The organism is Pseudomonas solani, from assembly GCF_026072635.1.
Lineage (GTDB): Bacteria > Pseudomonadota > Gammaproteobacteria > Pseudomonadales > Pseudomonadaceae > Metapseudomonas > Metapseudomonas solani.
The window spans coordinates 5,480,438-5,496,412 of record NZ_AP023081.1 but is presented as its reverse complement, the minus strand read 5'-3'; the positions used below and the strand labels follow the sequence as shown (position 1 = coordinate 5,496,412).

At 67.9% G+C, this 15,975-nt stretch carries 14 protein-coding genes and 1 pseudogene; 8 read left to right on the top strand and 7 right to left on the bottom strand.

Features of this window, described 5'->3' with window-relative positions:
* Genes mauD through PSm6_RS24890 form a run of 3 tightly spaced genes read left to right on the top strand, consistent with a single transcriptional unit; the run spans position 1 to position 1,691 of the window.
* Complete coding sequence (gene mauD / locus PSm6_RS24900) at positions 1 to 618, top strand: methylamine dehydrogenase accessory protein MauD (RefSeq protein ID WP_021217249.1); 618 nt, start codon at positions 1 to 3, stop codon at positions 616 to 618.
* A 15-nt stretch (positions 619 to 633) separates the two neighbouring features.
* Positions 634 to 1,155 (top strand): methylamine dehydrogenase light chain, encoded by a 522-nt coding sequence (locus PSm6_RS24895; RefSeq protein WP_021217250.1) that lies wholly within the window; start codon positions 634 to 636, stop codon positions 1,153 to 1,155.
* 14 nt (positions 1,156 to 1,169) lie between these two features.
* Positions 1,170 to 1,691 carry a cytochrome c family protein gene (locus PSm6_RS24890; RefSeq protein WP_265168517.1) on the top strand — a complete coding sequence of 174 codons (522 nt, stop codon included), beginning with the start codon at positions 1,170 to 1,172 and terminating at the stop codon, positions 1,689 to 1,691.
* Between the two features lie 452 nt (positions 1,692 to 2,143).
* On the opposite strand, the gene PSm6_RS24885 is transcribed toward PSm6_RS24890, so the two are convergent.
* The 5 genes from PSm6_RS24885 to PSm6_RS24865 all read right to left on the bottom strand — a co-directional run bounded on the left by PSm6_RS24885 (position 2,144) and on the right by PSm6_RS24865 (position 7,038).
* Positions 2,144 to 2,743 carry a LysE family translocator gene (locus PSm6_RS24885; protein ID WP_265168516.1) on the bottom strand — a complete coding sequence of 200 codons (600 nt, stop codon included), beginning with the start codon at positions 2,741 to 2,743 and terminating at the stop codon, positions 2,144 to 2,146.
* Between the two features lie 94 nt (positions 2,744 to 2,837).
* Positions 2,838 to 3,674: an AraC family transcriptional regulator gene (locus PSm6_RS24880; RefSeq protein WP_265168515.1), complete on the bottom strand. Its 837-nt coding sequence runs from the start codon at positions 3,672 to 3,674 to the stop codon at positions 2,838 to 2,840.
* A gap of 124 nt (positions 3,675 to 3,798) precedes the next feature.
* Positions 3,799 to 4,416, bottom strand: coding sequence for an isochorismate family cysteine hydrolase YcaC (gene ycaC, locus PSm6_RS24875; RefSeq protein WP_021217254.1), 618 nt, complete (start codon positions 4,414 to 4,416; stop codon positions 3,799 to 3,801).
* 63 nt (positions 4,417 to 4,479) lie between these two features.
* Positions 4,480 to 6,318, bottom strand: coding sequence for an amidohydrolase (locus PSm6_RS24870; protein WP_265170569.1), 1,839 nt, complete (start codon positions 6,316 to 6,318; stop codon positions 4,480 to 4,482).
* Positions 6,319 to 6,471: 153 nt separating this feature from the next.
* Positions 6,472 to 7,038, bottom strand: coding sequence for an antibiotic biosynthesis monooxygenase (locus PSm6_RS24865; protein ID WP_021217256.1), 567 nt, complete (start codon positions 7,036 to 7,038; stop codon positions 6,472 to 6,474).
* A 401-nt stretch (positions 7,039 to 7,439) separates the two neighbouring features.
* Here PSm6_RS24865 and PSm6_RS24860 point away from each other — a divergent pair, with 401 nt between their 5' ends.
* The 4 genes and pseudogenes from PSm6_RS24860 to PSm6_RS30645 all read left to right on the top strand — a co-directional run bounded on the left by PSm6_RS24860 (position 7,440) and on the right by PSm6_RS30645 (position 12,801).
* Positions 7,440 to 8,861, top strand: a complete 1,422-nt coding sequence (locus tag PSm6_RS24860; protein WP_265168514.1) for a mechanosensitive ion channel domain-containing protein — start codon at positions 7,440 to 7,442, stop codon at positions 8,859 to 8,861.
* Positions 8,862 to 9,373: 512 nt separating this feature from the next.
* Positions 9,374 to 10,507 (top strand): alanine dehydrogenase, encoded by a 1,134-nt coding sequence (gene ald, locus PSm6_RS24855; RefSeq protein ID WP_265168513.1) that lies wholly within the window; start codon positions 9,374 to 9,376, stop codon positions 10,505 to 10,507.
* 401 nt (positions 10,508 to 10,908) lie between these two features.
* Positions 10,909 to 11,943 (top strand): annotated as a pseudogene (locus PSm6_RS30650) (HAMP domain-containing protein); the annotation flags it as partial.
* A gap of 93 nt (positions 11,944 to 12,036) precedes the next feature.
* Positions 12,037 to 12,801, top strand: coding sequence for a methyl-accepting chemotaxis protein (locus PSm6_RS30645; protein ID WP_371877155.1), 765 nt, complete (start codon positions 12,037 to 12,039; stop codon positions 12,799 to 12,801).
* Positions 12,802 to 13,241: 440 nt separating this feature from the next.
* Here PSm6_RS30645 and PSm6_RS24845 read toward each other — a convergent pair whose 3' ends face one another.
* Positions 13,242 to 13,595 carry a winged helix-turn-helix transcriptional regulator gene (locus PSm6_RS24845; protein WP_265168511.1) on the bottom strand — a complete coding sequence of 118 codons (354 nt, stop codon included), beginning with the start codon at positions 13,593 to 13,595 and terminating at the stop codon, positions 13,242 to 13,244.
* A 362-nt stretch (positions 13,596 to 13,957) separates the two neighbouring features.
* Positions 13,958 to 14,842 carry a LysR family transcriptional regulator gene (locus PSm6_RS24840; protein ID WP_265168510.1) on the bottom strand — a complete coding sequence of 295 codons (885 nt, stop codon included), beginning with the start codon at positions 14,840 to 14,842 and terminating at the stop codon, positions 13,958 to 13,960.
* A gap of 100 nt (positions 14,843 to 14,942) precedes the next feature.
* Between PSm6_RS24840 and PSm6_RS24835 the strand changes: the two genes are divergently transcribed.
* Positions 14,943 to 15,929, top strand: a complete 987-nt coding sequence (locus PSm6_RS24835; protein WP_265168509.1) for a cyclase family protein — start codon at positions 14,943 to 14,945, stop codon at positions 15,927 to 15,929.
* The last annotated feature ends 46 nt before the right edge of the window (positions 15,930 to 15,975 follow it).

Genomic DNA, 15,975 nt, shown 5'->3' with positions numbered 1-15,975 from the left:
ATGGAAGGCCTGATCGTTTCCAACATCCTGCTCTGGTGCCTGCTGCTCGCCCTGGCCTTCGCCGTGATGGGCCTGGTGCGCCAGATCGGCGTGCTCCATGCCCGCCTGGCCCCGGCCGGCGCGCTGATGATGGACAAGGGCGTCGCCGTCGGTGACGCCGCACCCAAGGTGACCGCCGCCGACCGCAGCGGCCGCCCGGTGAACTTCGGCTACGCCGGCGAGAAGAGCCAGCTGCTGTTCTTCCTCTCACCCACCTGCCCCATCTGCAAATCGCTGCTGCCGGCCATCCGCTCCATCGCCAAGGAACAGGCCGACCGCCTGGAGGTGATCTACGTCAGCGATGGCGACATGGATGCCCAGGCCGCGCTGATCCGCGAGTTCAAGCTGGAAGACGCCACCTACGTGGTCGGCCCGGAAGTGGGCATGACCTACCAGATCGGCAAGCTCCCCTACGCCGCGCTGATCGACAAGGCCGGCACCCTGCGCGCCAAGGGCCTGGTCAATTCCCGCGAGCACCTGGACAGCCTGTTCGAGACCGAGCACCTGGGCAGCGCGACCCTGCAGCAGTACCTGCACGCTGGCCATGCCCATGGCCACTCGCACTCCGCACAACAATAAGGAAGGGAGACTTCCATGAAACTGCTCGATCTCCTGTTCGAACGCTCCGCCCGGCACGTTGCCGACACCACCTCGCGGCGCAAGCTGCTGGCCCGCTTCGGCTCGCTGATGGTGGCCGGCGCCGCGCTGCCGGTGCTGCTGCCCATCGACCGCACCGCCAAGGCCCTGGCCGCCGAGGCGCCCCAGGCCGGCGACCCGGGCGACCCCACCAGCTGCGACTACTGGCGCTACTGCTCCATCGACGGCTTTCTGTGCAGTTGCTGCGGCGGCACCGTCACCTCCTGCCCGCCGGGCACCGAGGTGTCCCAGGTGACCTGGATCGGCACCTGCCGCAACCCGGCGGACGGCAAGGACTACATCATTTCCTACAACGACTGCTGCGGTAAGCACAGCTGCGCCCAGTGCGCCTGTACCCGCAACGACAGCGAGGAGCCGGCCTACCGTCCCTTCAACAACAACGACGTGAACTGGTGCCTGGCCGCCAAGTCGCACATCTACCACTGCACCATCTCGGTGATCCGCGGCGTGGCGATATGAACGGAGGGGTTGTCATGCGAGCACTGTTCATCGCCGCGCTGGCCTGCGCCATGGCAGCCCCGCCGGCTTTCGCCCGGGCGATCCCCGACCCGCACCAGCGGGCCGCGCCCGGCAACGAGGCCGAGCAGAAGCCCATCTCCCAGGCGGGCTACAGCACCCCGGTGAACTACCAGCTGCAATGCGCCGGCTGCCACCTGGGCGACGGCACCGGTTCCAAGGCCAACGACACGCCCCGGATGAAGGGCTTCGTCGGCAACTTCCTCAAGGTCGAGGGTGGCCGCGAGTTCCTCGTGCGCGTGCCGGGCATGTCCCAGTCCGCGCTCAACGACGCGCAACTGGCCGACCTGCTCAACTGGCTGATGCGCGAGGACGGCATGGCCGGCAAGAGCATGCCCGCCCGCTACGAGCCCTACAGCACCGAGGAAGTCAGCCGCCTGCGCAAAGTCAGCATGCTCAACCTGCCCGGCACCCGCGCCGAGCTGATCGAGCGGATGCGCCAGCAGGGCATCCCCATCGAGGACGGCATGGACTACTGAGCGCCCCGCCCCCTTTCGAGCCCGCCTTCATGGCGGGCTTTTTATTGGGCTGCGGTGGCCCATTGTGGGAGCCGATGGAGTGCCTGCTCACTCGCAGCAAGGTGCCGGCGGGGAGTCTTTCGCGGCTGAAGCCGCTCCCACAGGGAAAGCCCGCAGCGAGGCCGGACATCGCTGTGTTGGGCCTCGCTGCGCTCAGCGCCAACCTACATGCCCTGCCTGATCGACGGAGCCGACCGTTGTGTAGGGTGGATGGCGCTCTTTCATCCACCAAGCGACCTTCCAGCCCACACGCATGCCACGCCTCGTGGGAGCGAATTCATTCGCGATGGATCATCCGGCCATTCGAAGCCAGGTGCCGGCTGAGAGTATTTCGCGGCTGAAGCCGCTCCCACAAGGGAAGCCCGCAGCGAGGCCGATGGGCGAATGAATTCGCCCCTACAAGGGTTTGTGCCTCATACCACCAGGCTGAGCCAGGCGGAGGCCAGGAGCAGCAGGGCCATGGCCTGGTTGAAGCGCTGCTGCGCGGCGGCGCTGCGCCACAGGCGGGCGCTGCCGAAGCCGAGCAGTGCCCAGACGCCCATGCAGGGGATGGAGACCAGCAGGAAGGCCAGGGACAGCGTCACCACCCGCGCGGCCTTGTCGGCGCCCTCCCCGGCGAATACGCCGACCACCGCCAGGGCCATCATCCACACCTTGGGGTTGACCAGTTGCAGGCCGATGGCGCCGGCCAGGCCGAGGCGCGCGCCGGGGTCGGCCGGGTCGTCCAGCGAGCGCGCCTCGCTGCGGAAGATCTGCCAGGCCAGCCAGCTCAGCCAGGCGATGCCGGCCCAGGCCATGGCCCGTTGCAGCACGGGGTGGCTGGCCAGCGCCTCGCCCAGGCCGAGCCCCACCAGCAGCACGATGGCTGCGGCGGCGAAACAGGCGCCGAGGACGATGGGCAGCGCGGCGCCCAGGCCGAAGCGCGAGGCGTTGCTGAGCACCAGGATATTGGTGGGCCCGGGGGTGATGGAGGCGACGAAGGCGAACAGCAGGAAAGGCAGCAACTGTTCCATGGTCAGCCCACGCAACGAGGGTGAAGAGAAAGGGAAACGGACATCGGCAAGGGCTCCTGTGAAGACGAGCCCCATGGTCACCGCCGCGCCCGGCTCAGTCTGGAAGCTTTGAGCAGCGCTTGCGGTAGTCCGCCGGGGTCAGCCGGTAGGCACGGCGGAACCAGCGCCCGAGGTGGCTCTGGTCGGCGAAGCCGAGGGCGCTGGCGACCTGCGCCGGCGTATCGCCCCGGGCCAGCAGGGTGCGGGCGCGGGCCAGGCGCAGCTGGATCAGGTAGGCGTGGGGCGCCAGGCCAAAGGCGGCCTTGAAGGCGCGGGTGAGGCGGAAGCGGTCGACACCGGTGGCGCGGGCCAGGTCGTCCAGGCCGATCTCCTCGTCCAGGTGCGCGTGCAGGTAATCCCGCGCGCGCAGCGCCACCTGGGGCAGACGTGGGTCCTGTTGCTGGCGCAGGCGCCAGTGCAGGTGCCCGGTCATCTTCGCCAGCAGGTGGTCGATGCCGGCCTGGCGCAGCATGCGCACCTCGTTGCCATGCAGGGCGTGGAAGGCCTGCAGGGTGGCATGGGCCAGCGTCGGGTCGTGGGCCAGGGTGTCGGCGAAGCTCGGCTGGCAGCCGGCCGGCGCGTCCTCGAACAGCGCGTGCATCTCGCGCGCCACCCACTGCGGGTCGAGGTAGAGCATGGAATAGGTGAAACCGTCTGCGGTGGGCGCGTGGCCGTCGTGGATCTCGCCCGGCTCCAGCAGGAACACCTGCCCCGGTGTGCTGACGTTGCGCCGGCGCCGGCAGTTGAACTGCTGCACGCCCTGCTCGGTGACGCCCACCAGGTAGCTGTCGTGCCAATGGGGGTCGTAGGCGTGGCCCTGGAAATGGGCGCGGATGGTCTCGATGCCCGTGTCACCGTCCTGCGCGAGATCGATCCAGTTGCGGTTTTCCAAGGGGCTCTCCAAAGGCCAGGGTGCAAGCCTGCACCGGGCGTGGGTGAAAGGCCATTATCCGTCGTCGGAAAAACGCGTCTGGAAGATTTGTGCAGAAACGGCCCCTGGCGGGGCCGCCCGTGGATCAGGACTTCTGGCTGTAGCTCTGGATCAGGTTGGCATAGGCCGGCAGGTGGCCGCCGAGGATGCCGCCGAAGCCTTCGATGTCATTGCGCCAGTCACGGTGCAGCTCGCAGCCGACGCTGAACCAGTTCATCAGCTGGGCGCCGGCCTGGCTCATGCGGTCCAGGGCGGCGTCGCGCACCACCGGGTTGAAGGTGCCGGAGGCGTCGGTGACGACGAACACATCGAAGCCCTCCTCCAGCGCCGACAGGGTGGGGAACGCCACGCAGACGTCGGTCACCACGCCGGCGATGATCAGTTGCTTGCGGCCGGTGGCCTTCACCGCGTCGACGAAGTCGGCGTTGTCCCAGGCGTTGATCTGGCCGGGGCGCGGGATGTAGGGCGCATCCGGGAACAGGGCCTTGAGCTCCGGCACGATGGGGCCGTTGGGGCCGTTCTCGAAGCTGGTGGTGAGGATGGTCGGCAGGTTGAAGAACTTGGCGATGTCGGCCAGGGCCAGCACGTTGTTCTTGAACTCGTCGGGGGTGAAGTCGCGCACCAGCGACAGCAGGCCGGCCTGGTGGTCGACCAGCAGAACGACGGCGTTGTCCTTGTCGAGGCGGTTATAGCGGTAAGCCATGGCATTGCTCCTTGCTTCGGTTGGGCGCCGGCCTGGTGGGCCGACGGAAAGGATTCGAGATGGTCAGAAGGCGAAACAGGAGCAGCCGAAGGCGCCCCAGAAGCCCTGGAAGTCGCTCACCGGCACGCTGGAAAGGCGCGCCCGCTCATGGCTGTGGGCATGCACGCCGCACGGGCCGACGCACTGGTGCACCTGGGCCACCAGCGGCGCGCTGGGGCGCCAGTGGCCGGGCACCTTGGCCACCGGCGACCAGTCCGGCAGCACCGGCACGGTCGGCGGCGCCAGGTCGTCGAACTCGGCGGCGGCGTGCACCACCTTGCCGTCCACCACCGTGAGCACGGATTCGATCCACTTGATGGCCTCTTCCTCGACGCTGAAGAAGTCCGCCGAGAGCGCCACCAGGTCGGCCAGCTGGCCCACCTTGATCTGGCCCTTCTTGCCCTGCTCCGAGGAGAACCAGGCGCTGCCGTGGGTGAACAGCTCCAGCGCGGTGGCGCGGCTCAGGCCCTGGGGGTACAGCTCCAGGCCGCCGACGGTGCGGCCGCTGACCAGCCAGTAGAGCGAGGTCCAGGGGTTGTAGCTGGACACGCGGGTGGCGTCGGTGCCGGCGCCCACCGGCACGCCCTCGGCGAGCATGCGCTGAATCGGCGGGGTCTTCTCGGCGGCCTTGGAGCCGTAGCGCTCGACGAAGTACTCGCCCTGGAAGGCCATGCGGTCCTGGATGGCGATGCCGCCGCCCAGGGCGCGCACGCGCTCGATGTTCTTAGGCGTGATGGTCTCGGCGTGGTCGAAGAACCAGGGCAGACCGTTGAAGGGGATGTCGCGGTTGACCTTCTCGAACACGTCGAGCATGCGCGAGATGGATTCGTCGTAGGTGGCGTGCAGGCGGAAGGGCCAGCGCTGCTCCACCAGGTGGCGCACCACCGGCTCCAGCTCCTGCTCCATGGTCTGCGGCAGGTCCGGGCGCGGTTCGAGGAAGTCCTCGAAGTCGGCGGCGGAGAACACCAGCATCTCGCCGGCGCCGTTGTGCCGCAGGAAGTCGTTGCCCTGGCCGTATTTCACCGAGCCGGTCCAGCGCTTGAAGTCTTCCAGCTCTTCCTTGGGCTTCTGGGTGAACAGGTTGTAGGCGATGCGCACGGTGAGCTGGTCGGCCTTGGCCAGCTGCTCGATCACCTGGTAGTCCTCGGGGTAGTTCTGGTAGCCGCCGCCGGCGTCGATGGCGCTGGTGATGCCCAGGCGGTTGAGCTCGCGCATGAACTGGCGGGTGGAGTTGACCTGGTAGTCCAGCGGCAGCTTCGGCCCCTTGCTCAGGGTCGAGTAGAGGATCATCGCGTTGGGGCGGGCCACCAGCATGCCGGTGGGCTCGCCACGGCTGTCGCGGACGATCTCGCCGCCCGGCGGGTTGGGCGTGTCCTTGGTGTAGCCGACCACCTTGAGCGCGGCGCGGTTGAGCAGCGCGCGGTCGTAGAGGTGGAGCAAGAACACCGGGGTGTCCGGCGCGGCCTTGTTCAGCTCCTCGAGGGTCGGCATGCGCTTCTCGGCGAACTGGAATTCGTTCCAGCCGCCGACCACGCGCACCCATTGCGGCGTAGGCGTGCGGTCGGCCTGCTCCTTGAGCATGCGCAGGGCATCGGCCAGGGACGGCACGCCCTCCCAGCGCAGCTCCAGGTTGTAGTTGAGGCCGCCACGGATGAGGTGCAGGTGCGAGTCGTTGAGGCCGGGGATGACGCTGCGCTTCTTCAGGTCGACGACGCGGGTGGCGTCGCCGCGGAGGGCCATGGCCTCGGCGTCGCTGCCGACGGCGATGAAGCGGCCGTCCTTGATGGCTACGGCGGTGGCGCTGGGGTTGTCACGGTCCACCGTGTGCAGGCGGCCGTTGAAGAGGATGAGGTCGGCTTTCATGTCGGTTCCCGAAGTGGCGGCGAAAGAGGCGCCGGGCATGCCGGCGAAAGGCAGGGCGGACCAGAGCGCGCCCGCTGCGCCCAGCAGGGAGCTGTTGGCGAGGAAGCGGCGGCGGCCCTGGTTGGTGTCGTCGTTGTCCATGGGGTTCTCCGGTCAGCGGGCGTTGAGCCAGCCGGCGAACAGCCGGGTGGCACGGGGCATGAAGAGGTACACCACCAGCAGCACGATGCTGGCGGTGATCACCAGGTTGCTGCCCAGGTAGCTGCCCAGCCAGGGCAGGCGCGCGAAGGCCGGCTGCCAGAGCAGCGGCACCAGCAGGCTCAGCGGCAGGATCACCAGGAAGGTGACGCAAGCCTGCTTCCAGCGCGGCGGCTGGGGCGCATCCGGTGCCTGCGGGGTGAACCAGAACTCGCGTTCGTCCTGCACCTCGATGCGGTCGCCATCGGCCAGCAGCGGCTCGGCTTCGGCGATCAGCGCGCGGCGCTCGGTGGAATCCAGCCAGTCCTGCAGCTGCCCGGTGCTGGCGAAGCGCAGCACGCAGGTGAACAGCGCCAGGCCGGCCTCGTGGCCGCGCATCACATCGATGCCCAGGTGGCCCGGGTAGCCCCGTGCAGTGGTGATGGTGCGGCGCAGCCAGGCTTCGTAAGCGGCCTCGCTGCCCGCGCGGATACGGTGGCGTACCAGCAGGGTGACGACTTCCCGCGTGAGTTCATCGGGCATGTCCAGCTCCTGTCCAGGGGTTGAGCGCCGGCGGGCGGCGCCGGGAAATTCAGCGTAGCAGCGCGGTTGCGCCGTACCCGTCGAAGCGCGACACGGGTCCTGTGAATGGGCCGGCGCCGGCGAGCCATTGCGGGTGCCAACAGCGAGTCCCGCAGCGTTGATCGACGACCATGGTGCCGCGCCGGGCCAGGGGTTACTTGTATGCATGTGCTGGCTTGGCGCCGATGTGCCCTTGCGATGGCCAAAGCGTCAATTCCGGCCCCTCCAGGGGCTTTCGAACGGCGCGTGCTGGGCCAGAATGCACCGCCGTGATCGCCCCTCTTGCGCCGGGCGCGTGCCAGCGAGATGCTTGCGCGCCCCGCCACCGCCACCGCCACCGCCACCGCCCCGAGGCCCCGCGAATGCCCGACCTGCTGCAGAACTACCCGCTGATCTTCGGCGTCGCCCTGGTGCTCCTCGACCTGGTCCTCTGGCGCCTGCTGCCGGCCAATCCGCCGGCCTGGCGGGTGCTGGCACGCCTGGGGCTGTTCCTCGCCTACAGCGCGCTGATCATCGGTGCCGGGCTCAGCCCGCTGCTGCCACCGCCCGGTGCCGACACCGCCCAGGCGCTCACTGCCACGGTGCTGGAGATCGTCTGGTGGCTGTACTGCGCACGCACACTCACCGTGGTGCTGGGCCTGCTGCTGATCTCGCGCAACGGCCACACCGGGCGCCTGCTGCAGGACGTGATGGGCGCGGTGATCTTCCTCGTGGCCATCGTCGCCGCCGCCGGCTATGTGATGCAGCTGCCGGTCAAGGGCCTGCTGGCCACCTCCGGCGCCATGGCGATCATCGTCGGCCTGGCGTTGCAGAGCACCCTGGCGGACGTGTTCTCCGGGATCATCCTCAACACCACCAAGCCCTACCAGCTGGATGACTGGATCTCCATCGACGGCACCGAGGGCAAGGTCATCGAGATCGACTGGCGCGCCACCCACCTGCTCACCGGCCAGGGCAGCACGGCGGTGATCCCCAACTCGGTGGCGGCCAAGGCGAAGATCATCAACAGCAGCCGCCCCAACGACGCCCACGGGGTGGCCATCAGCCTGGAAGTGCCGGCCAGCGTGCGCCCGCGCCGGGTGCTGGACGCCCTGGAGAAGACCCTGCAGGGCTGCAGCGCCCTGCTCAGCTCCCCTGCGCCGAAAGTCTCGATCAAGAGCGCCGGCGCTTCGGTCAATGTCTACGAGGCCAGCGGCTTCATCGGCCCGAAGACCAGCAAGGTGGAGGTGCGCAACCTGATGTTCGACCTCGCCCACCGCCACCTGGAAGCCAGCGGCGTGGTGTGGAAGGCCGACGCCCTGCCCCAGCCGCGCCAGCGCCTGCTGCTGGACGAGGTGAAGATCTTCCGTGCCCTGGGCAACGAGGAGAAGGACCTGATCGCCCAGGCCATGGAGGCCCGCGACTACCTGGCCGGCCAGGTGGTGCTCAACGTCGGCGAGGTGGCCGAACACCTGCTGGTGATCGGCACCGGCGTGGTCTCGGCGGCGGTGCCCGACGGCGACGCCTGGGTCGAGGCCGGGCGCATGGGCCCGGGCGAGATCATGGGCGAGGAAGGCATCATCGATGACACGCCCTCCCGGGCCCGCTTCACCGCCCTCACCTCCTGCCGCCTGTACCGCATCGACCGCGACAACATCCGCACCTGCCTGGAGCAGCGCAGCGAAATCCGCACCGCGCTCAACCGCCTGCATGCCTTCCGCGAGCAGGCCAGCCACTCCCTGCTGCTGCAAAAGCCCGCCGCCCTGCGCAAGGGTGGCTTCCTGCAGTGGTTGCGCAAGCCGTAGACCGGGCGCCTGGCATTCCCGGGCTGAAGCCCGGGCTACAAACTGAACCGCGAAATACCCACGTCGCCCGTAGGATGGGTAGAGCACAGCGAAACCCATCACGCGAAGTTGCAGGACGCCCCGCAAATCGCAACACGAATACCGGCCACGCGGGTTTCACCCGCCCTACGTTCTGCAGTGGTTGCGCAAGCCCTAGAGCGGATGCCTGGCATTCCCGGGCTGAAGCCCGGGCTACAAGCTGAACCGCGAAATGCCCACGTCGCCCGTAGGATGGGTAGAGCACAGCGAAACCCATCACGCGAAGTTGCAGGACGCCCTGCAAATCGCAACACGAATACCGGCCACGCGGGTTTCACCCGCCCTACGTTCCGCCCCTGTCGGCGCCGCGAATCACCTATGGATTCGCGCTCACCGTGCAAATTGATGGGTTTCGCGTAGCTCTACCCATCCTACGAATTAGCCAAGCTTTTCTACACTCCAGACAGGAACCCTTCCGACTGGAGGAGATGGCCATGCGCATCGGCGTGCCCAGGGAGATCAAGAACCACGAATACCGTGTGGGGCTGACCCCGCAATCGGTCGCGGAGCTGCACCGGCTCGGCCACGAGGTGTGGATCGAGACCCACGCCGGTGCCGGCATCGGCTTCAGCGACGCCGATTACCAGGAGGCCGGCGCGCATATCGCCGCCAGCGCCGACGAGCTCTTCTACACCGCGCAGTTGCTGGTGAAGGTCAAGGAGCCCCTGGCCACCGAACGTTCGCGCCTGCGCTCGGACCAGACGCTGTTCACCTACCTGCACCTGGCCCCCGACCGGCCGCAGACCGAGGAACTGATGGCCTCGGGCGCCACCTGTATCGCCTATGAAACGGTCACCGACCACCTCGGCCGCCTGCCCCTGCTGGCGCCGATGTCCGAAGTGGCCGGGCGCATGTCCATCCAGGCCGGCGCCAGCTGCCTGGAGAAGGCGCGTGGCGGGCGCGGCGTGCTGCTTGGCGGGGTGCCCGGAGTGGCCCCGGGCAAGGTGGTGGTGCTGGGCGCCGGGGTGGTCGGCAGCCATGCGGTGGCCATGGCCGTGGGGATGGGCGCCGACGTTACCGTGCTGGACCGCAGCGTCGATGCCCTGCGCCGCCTGGACACCCTCTACGGCAACCGCATCGTCACCCTCTGTTCCACCCACGCGGCCCTGCGCGAGCAGGTGCTGGGCGCCGACCTGGTGATAGGCGGCGTACTGGTGCCCGGTGCCGCCGCGCCGAAACTGATCACCGCCGAGATGGTGGCGCTGATGGCCGAAGGCGCGGTGCTGGTGGATGTCGCCATCGACCAGGGCGGCTGCGCGGAAACCTCCCACGCCACCACCCACGCGGCGCCCACCTACAAGATCGACGGCGTGGTGCACTACTGCGTGGCCAACATGCCCGGCGCCGTGGCGCGCACCGCCACCCTGGCACTGAACAACGCCACCCTGCCCTTCGTCATCGCCCTGGCCAACAAGGGCACGTACAAGGCCCTGGCGGACGACGCGCACCTGCGCAACGGCCTCAACGTCGCCCATGGCCGCCTGGCCATTGCCGGCGTCGCCGAAGCCCACAACCTGCCCTGGACGGCGCCGGCGGAGCTGCTGAAGGACCTGGCGAAGCACGCCTAGGCCGCGGACGGGTAGCACCCGGTTGCACCCGTCCGTCCGCGTTGTGCTGTAAATATGACCGAGGGGGATTCACCCGTCACAACCAAAATGACATCATGCGCGCCGCCCGGCGCCATGCCTTCCCGTGTCGGGCCGATCGGCGATGGAATGCCCGCAGATACAACGCCCGCAACCCGGGCTCATGTCCCTTAGCGCCACGGCGCCCGGACCCTTCTCCGCGTCCTGCGGAACCCTCACAGCGTCCAGCCAAGGCCCGCTTCGTGCGTCGGCCCGGCCCTGGCTGTGTTCGCGGCCAGACGGCGACCCCGTACTCCGCGCTGTAACGACTATCCCGCAGCCTGGCAAAACCCGGCTGTCGATAACAGGCACACCCGCTGCCAGAACACGTGGATACCCTTGCGATGCCCAAAAACCTGAAGTTCAGCCACAAGATCCTCCTGGCAGCGTCCCTGGTGATGATCACCGCCTTCGCCTGCTTCGTGCTGTTCAACGATTACCGCCAGCGCCAGACCCTGCGCACCGACGTGCACAACTCCCTGCAGGACCTCGGCGCCCTCACCACCAGCAACATCAAGAGCTGGCTCGAAGGCCGCATCCAGTTGCTCGAATCCCTCGGCCAGCAGGTCGCTGCCAATGGCACCGAGAAGGAACAACTGGCCCGCTCCATCGGCCTGCCGGTGTATGGCCAGCGCTTCCAGCTCAGCTACTTCGGGGGTGAAGACGGCCTGATGTTCTCGGTGCCGGCGGGCAATCGCCCGTCCGACTACGACCCGCGCCAGCGTGGCTGGTACAAGGCTGCCAGCGCCGCCCAGGGCACCATCCTCACCGAGCCCTATATCGCCGCCTCCTCGGGCAAGCTGGTGATCACCATCGCCACCCCGGTGCGCGTCGATGGCCGCTTCGTCGGCGTCGCCGGTGCCGACATGGACCTGGACAGCATCACCCGCCTGATCAACTCGCTGAACTTCAAGGGCAATGGCCATGCCTTCCTGGTCAGCGCCCAGGGCAAGGTGCTGCTGCACCCGCAGAACCAGTACATCCTCAAGAACCTCAGCGACCTCTACCCCGGCGCCGTCCCGGTGATCCGCCCGGGCGTTTCCGAAATCGACGTGGACGGCCGCACCCAGTTCATCTCCTTCACCCCCATCGAGGGCGTGCCGTCCACCGACTGGTACATCGCCCTGGTGCTGGACCAGGACGCCGCCTTCTCCATGCTCGGCGAGTTCCGCACCTCGGCCGTCATCGCCACCCTCATCGCGGTGGTCGTGACCTTCTTCCTGCTGGGCATGCTGATCCGCGTGCTGATGCAGCCGCTGCTGGTGATGGGCCGCGCCATGGGTGATATCGCCGAGGGCGAAGGCGACCTGACCCGCCGCCTGGACGTGCATTCCCAGGACGAGTTCGGCGAACTGGCCCAGGCCTTCAACCGCTTCGTGTCACGCATTCACGCGTCGATCCGCGAGGTGTCCTCGGCCACCATCCAGGTCAACGAAGTGGCCAAGCTGGTGGTCAACGCCTCCAACTCCTCGATGCACAACTCCGACGAGCAGGCCCAGCGCACCAACAGCGTCGCCGCCGCGATCAACGAGCTGGGCGCCGCCGCCCAGGAGATCGCCCGCAACGCCGCCGATGCCTCGCACCAGGCCTCCGACGCCCGCGAGCTGGCCGAGGAAGGCAAGCAGGTGGTGGGCAAGACGCTGACCGCCATGCACGAGCTGTCCACCAAGATCAGCGCGTCCAGCAACCAGATCGAAACCCTGGCCGGCAAGACGGTGAACATCGGCCAGATCCTCGACGTGATCAAAGGCATCTCCGAGCAGACCAACCTGCTGGCGCTCAACGCCGCCATCGAAGCCGCCCGTGCCGGTGAAGCCGGTCGTGGCTTCGCCGTAGTCGCCGACGAGGTGCGCAACCTGGCCCACCGTACCCAGGAGTCGGCGCAGGAAATCCACAAGATGATCGAAGAGCTGCAGGTCGGCTCCCGTGAAGCGGTGGGCACCATGACCGAGAGCCAGCGCTACAGCCAGCAGAGCGTGGAAATCGCCAACCTGGCCGGCGAGCGCCTCTCCAGCGTGACCCAGCGCATCGGCGAGATCGACGGCATGAACCAGTCCGTCGCCACCGCCACCGAGGAGCAGACCTCGGTGGTCGAAGCCCTGAACATGGACATCACCGAGATCAACACCCTCAACCAGGAAGGCGTGGAAAACCTCCAGGCCACCCTGCGCGCCTGCGCCGACCTGGAGCAACAGGCCGAACGCCTGAAGCACCTGGTAGGCAGCTTCCGCATCTGACACAGACGACGGATGAACGACGGCCCCGCACATGCGGGGCCGTTTGCATTCAGGGGTAACCACGTCGGGTTGCACCCGACCTACATCCGACGCTCAACCTGTGGGAGCGAATTCATTCGCGATGGGAGTAGCCGGCAGTACCGTCGGTGCAGTCCTGCAACCTCGCCTGGTGGAGGTAAAAAACGACCTCCACATCCCGGGATGCGTCTGTGCTGACTGGGAGTGACGGTTCGGTAGGGTGGACGACGCTTCACCCGTCCACCATTCGCAGCACGGCGCGGCACCGCTGGTGGAGGTAAAAAGCGACCTCCACCCGGCAAAGCTCCGTGGAGTGGGTGAAGCCCGCGCTTCCGGCAAGCGTGTCGGGTTGCACCCGACCTACATCCAATGCCCAACCCCGACCGGCGCCGCTCCGTGGGGCGGGTGAAACCCGCGTGCCGCTACTCGTCCCCCATCACCCGGGGCGGCATGCCGATCTGGCCGCCGTGGCGCTGGCCCCAGTCGTCGAGCACCTTCAGCGCGTCCACCAGCGAGGCGCCCAACGGGGTGATGCGGTATTCCACCCGGGGCGGCACCTGCTGGTAGTCGCGGCGCAGCACCAGGCCTTCCAGCTCCAGCTCGCGCAGCTGCAGCACCAGCATCTTCTCGCTGATGCCGCCGATCTGCCGACGCAGCTCGCCGAAGCGACGCGTCTGGTCGCCGAGGCTGTAGAGGATCTGCGCCTTCCATTTGCCGCCGATCACCTTCATGACGGCATCCAGGCCCGGATTGCCGTGTTTCTCGTAACTGCTCATAGGCTCAGCATCCTGCTGTCGAGGCCGTTTACTGCGCTGCGGGCATCAAGTGCGCCCGAATGCGGCACTGGGTGGGTGTCTGAGGACATCTTCTGATTCCTCCGCAAGAGTCTTCTGAAATCCTTTCTATTGGGCACTCTGCGTCGAAGGCCCACCCTGACCTTGATCAAGTCGCACGCACAAAAACACCGGTACTTACATTTCGGGTGGTAGGCGGGTGATGCCGTCAGTGGGAGCGAACTCATTGCGATCAAGGCCCGCACTCCGTAGGGCGGGTGAAACCCGCGTACTTGATCGGCACCGCCGTCGGGTTGCACCCGACCTACATTAAGACGATCACCGCAACGCGCTGTGAAACGGCCTCACCCCGCCAGCCGCTCCGCGAGGAAGTCGACGAACACCCGCACCTTCTGCTGCAGGTGGCGGTTGCTGGCGTAGAGGGCGTAGATGCTGCGCCGGGCCAGCTGCTGGTGCGGCAGCACCTGTTGCAGCTGGCCGCTGGCCAGGAGCGGCGCGGCGATGAAGGACGGCAGCGCACCGATGCCGGCACCGGCCACCAGCAGGTCGCCGAGCATCAGGCTGTTGTCCACCGAGAGCCGCGTGCGCAGCTCGACGCCGCGCCCCTTGGGGCCGTCCAGGCGCCAGCCGCCGGGGCTGTCGGCCAGGCGGTAGGCGAGGCAGTCGTGGCTGCAGAGGTCTTCGAGCCGCTGCGGCGTGCCGCGCGCGGCGAGGTAGCCCGGGGAGGCGCAGATCACCTGCTCCACCTCCCCCAGGCGCCGGGCGATCAGCGTGGAATCGGTCAGGCTGGAGCGGATGCGCAAGGAGACGTCGAAGCCTTCGGAGACCGGGTCCAGCAGGTGGTCGTCGAGGGTCAGCTCCACGTTCAGTTGCGGGTAGAGCGCCATGAAGTCCGCCAGCAGCGGCGACAGCACCTTGAGGCTGAACGACAGCGGCGCGTTCACCCGCAGGCGCCCGCTGACCTCGCCCGCACCCTGGGCGGTGGCGCTTTCCAGGGACTCCAGCTCGTCCAGCAGGCGGCAACATTCGGCGAAGTAGGCGCGCCCGGTGTCGGTGAGGCTCATGCGCCGCGTGGTGCGCAGCAGCAACAGGTTGCCCAGGCGCGCCTCCAGTTGGCGCACCTGCTTGCTCACCGCCGCGGTGGACTGGCCCAGGTCGAGGGCGGCCTTGCTGAAGCCGTCGAGCTCGACGACGCGGCGGAAGGTGCGCATGGCAACGAGCAGGTCCATATTTTCCCTTTGGTTGAATGTCTTTCAGCGGATGCGCAGATTATCTCGCCAGACTCAACAAATACCATCGCGGCACTCATCACCACCCAGGAGTTCCGCCATGCACCTGCCCCGCCCCCTTTCCCGCTTCGCCGCCCTGCCCCTGCTGCTGGCCCTGGCCCAGGGCGCCCTCGCCGCCGAGGAAGTCGGCAAGAGCCCCTGGGGCGAAAAGGACGAGATCGGCCGCCTCAACCTGATCACCCCCGAATCCCGCGCCGCCATCCTCGGCCGCCTAGCCGGCGGCAAGGCCTACGACCTGGCCGTGGAGTACTTCATCGGCATGCCCAGCTGGCAGGCCGCCGGCGACCCGCCCTACCAGATGTGGATGACCCACACGCCCCACGGCAACCTGCTGGCCGACCCGATGGGCGTGGGCGAGGCGATGAACCGCCACGTCAGCTACACCGGCTCGGCGGTGTCCATGTACGCCCACATGGGCACCCATATCGACGCGCTCAACCACTTCGGCCTGGAGGGCAAGATCTGGAACGGCTATGCCGCCGCCGACCACCTGGGCGACCGGGGCTGGAACGTGACCGGCGCCGAGAAGCTGCCCCCCATCGTCGCCCGTGGCGTGTTGATCGACGTGCCCGCCGCCAAGGGCGTGGAGATGCTGCCGGACAGCTACCGCGTCACCCGCCTGGACCTGCGCCAAGCCCTGAACAAGCAGGGCGTGCGCCTGGAGAAAGGCGACGTGGTGCTGATCCGCACCGGGCGCATGCGCGACTACGAGAACGCCCAGCGCTACATGACCAACCCGCCGGGCCTGAGCCTGGACGCGGCGAAGTTCCTCATCGAGGAAGGCGGCGCCATGGTGGTGGGCGCGGACAACCTGAGCTTCGAGACCTTCCCCACCGAGGTGCCGGAGAACTACATCCCGGTGCACACCTACCTGCTGGCCCAGCAGGGCGCACCCATCATGGAGCTGGTGGACCTGGAAGGCCTCTCGCGGGACAAGGTCTACGAGTTCGCCTTCATCGGCGCCTCGTTGAAGCTCCGCGGTGCCGATGCCGCGCCGATCCGCCCGGTGGCGCTGCCGATCAACTGAGGCTCTCGGCGAGCTTCCCGGGCTGAAGCCCGGGCTACGAAGAAGG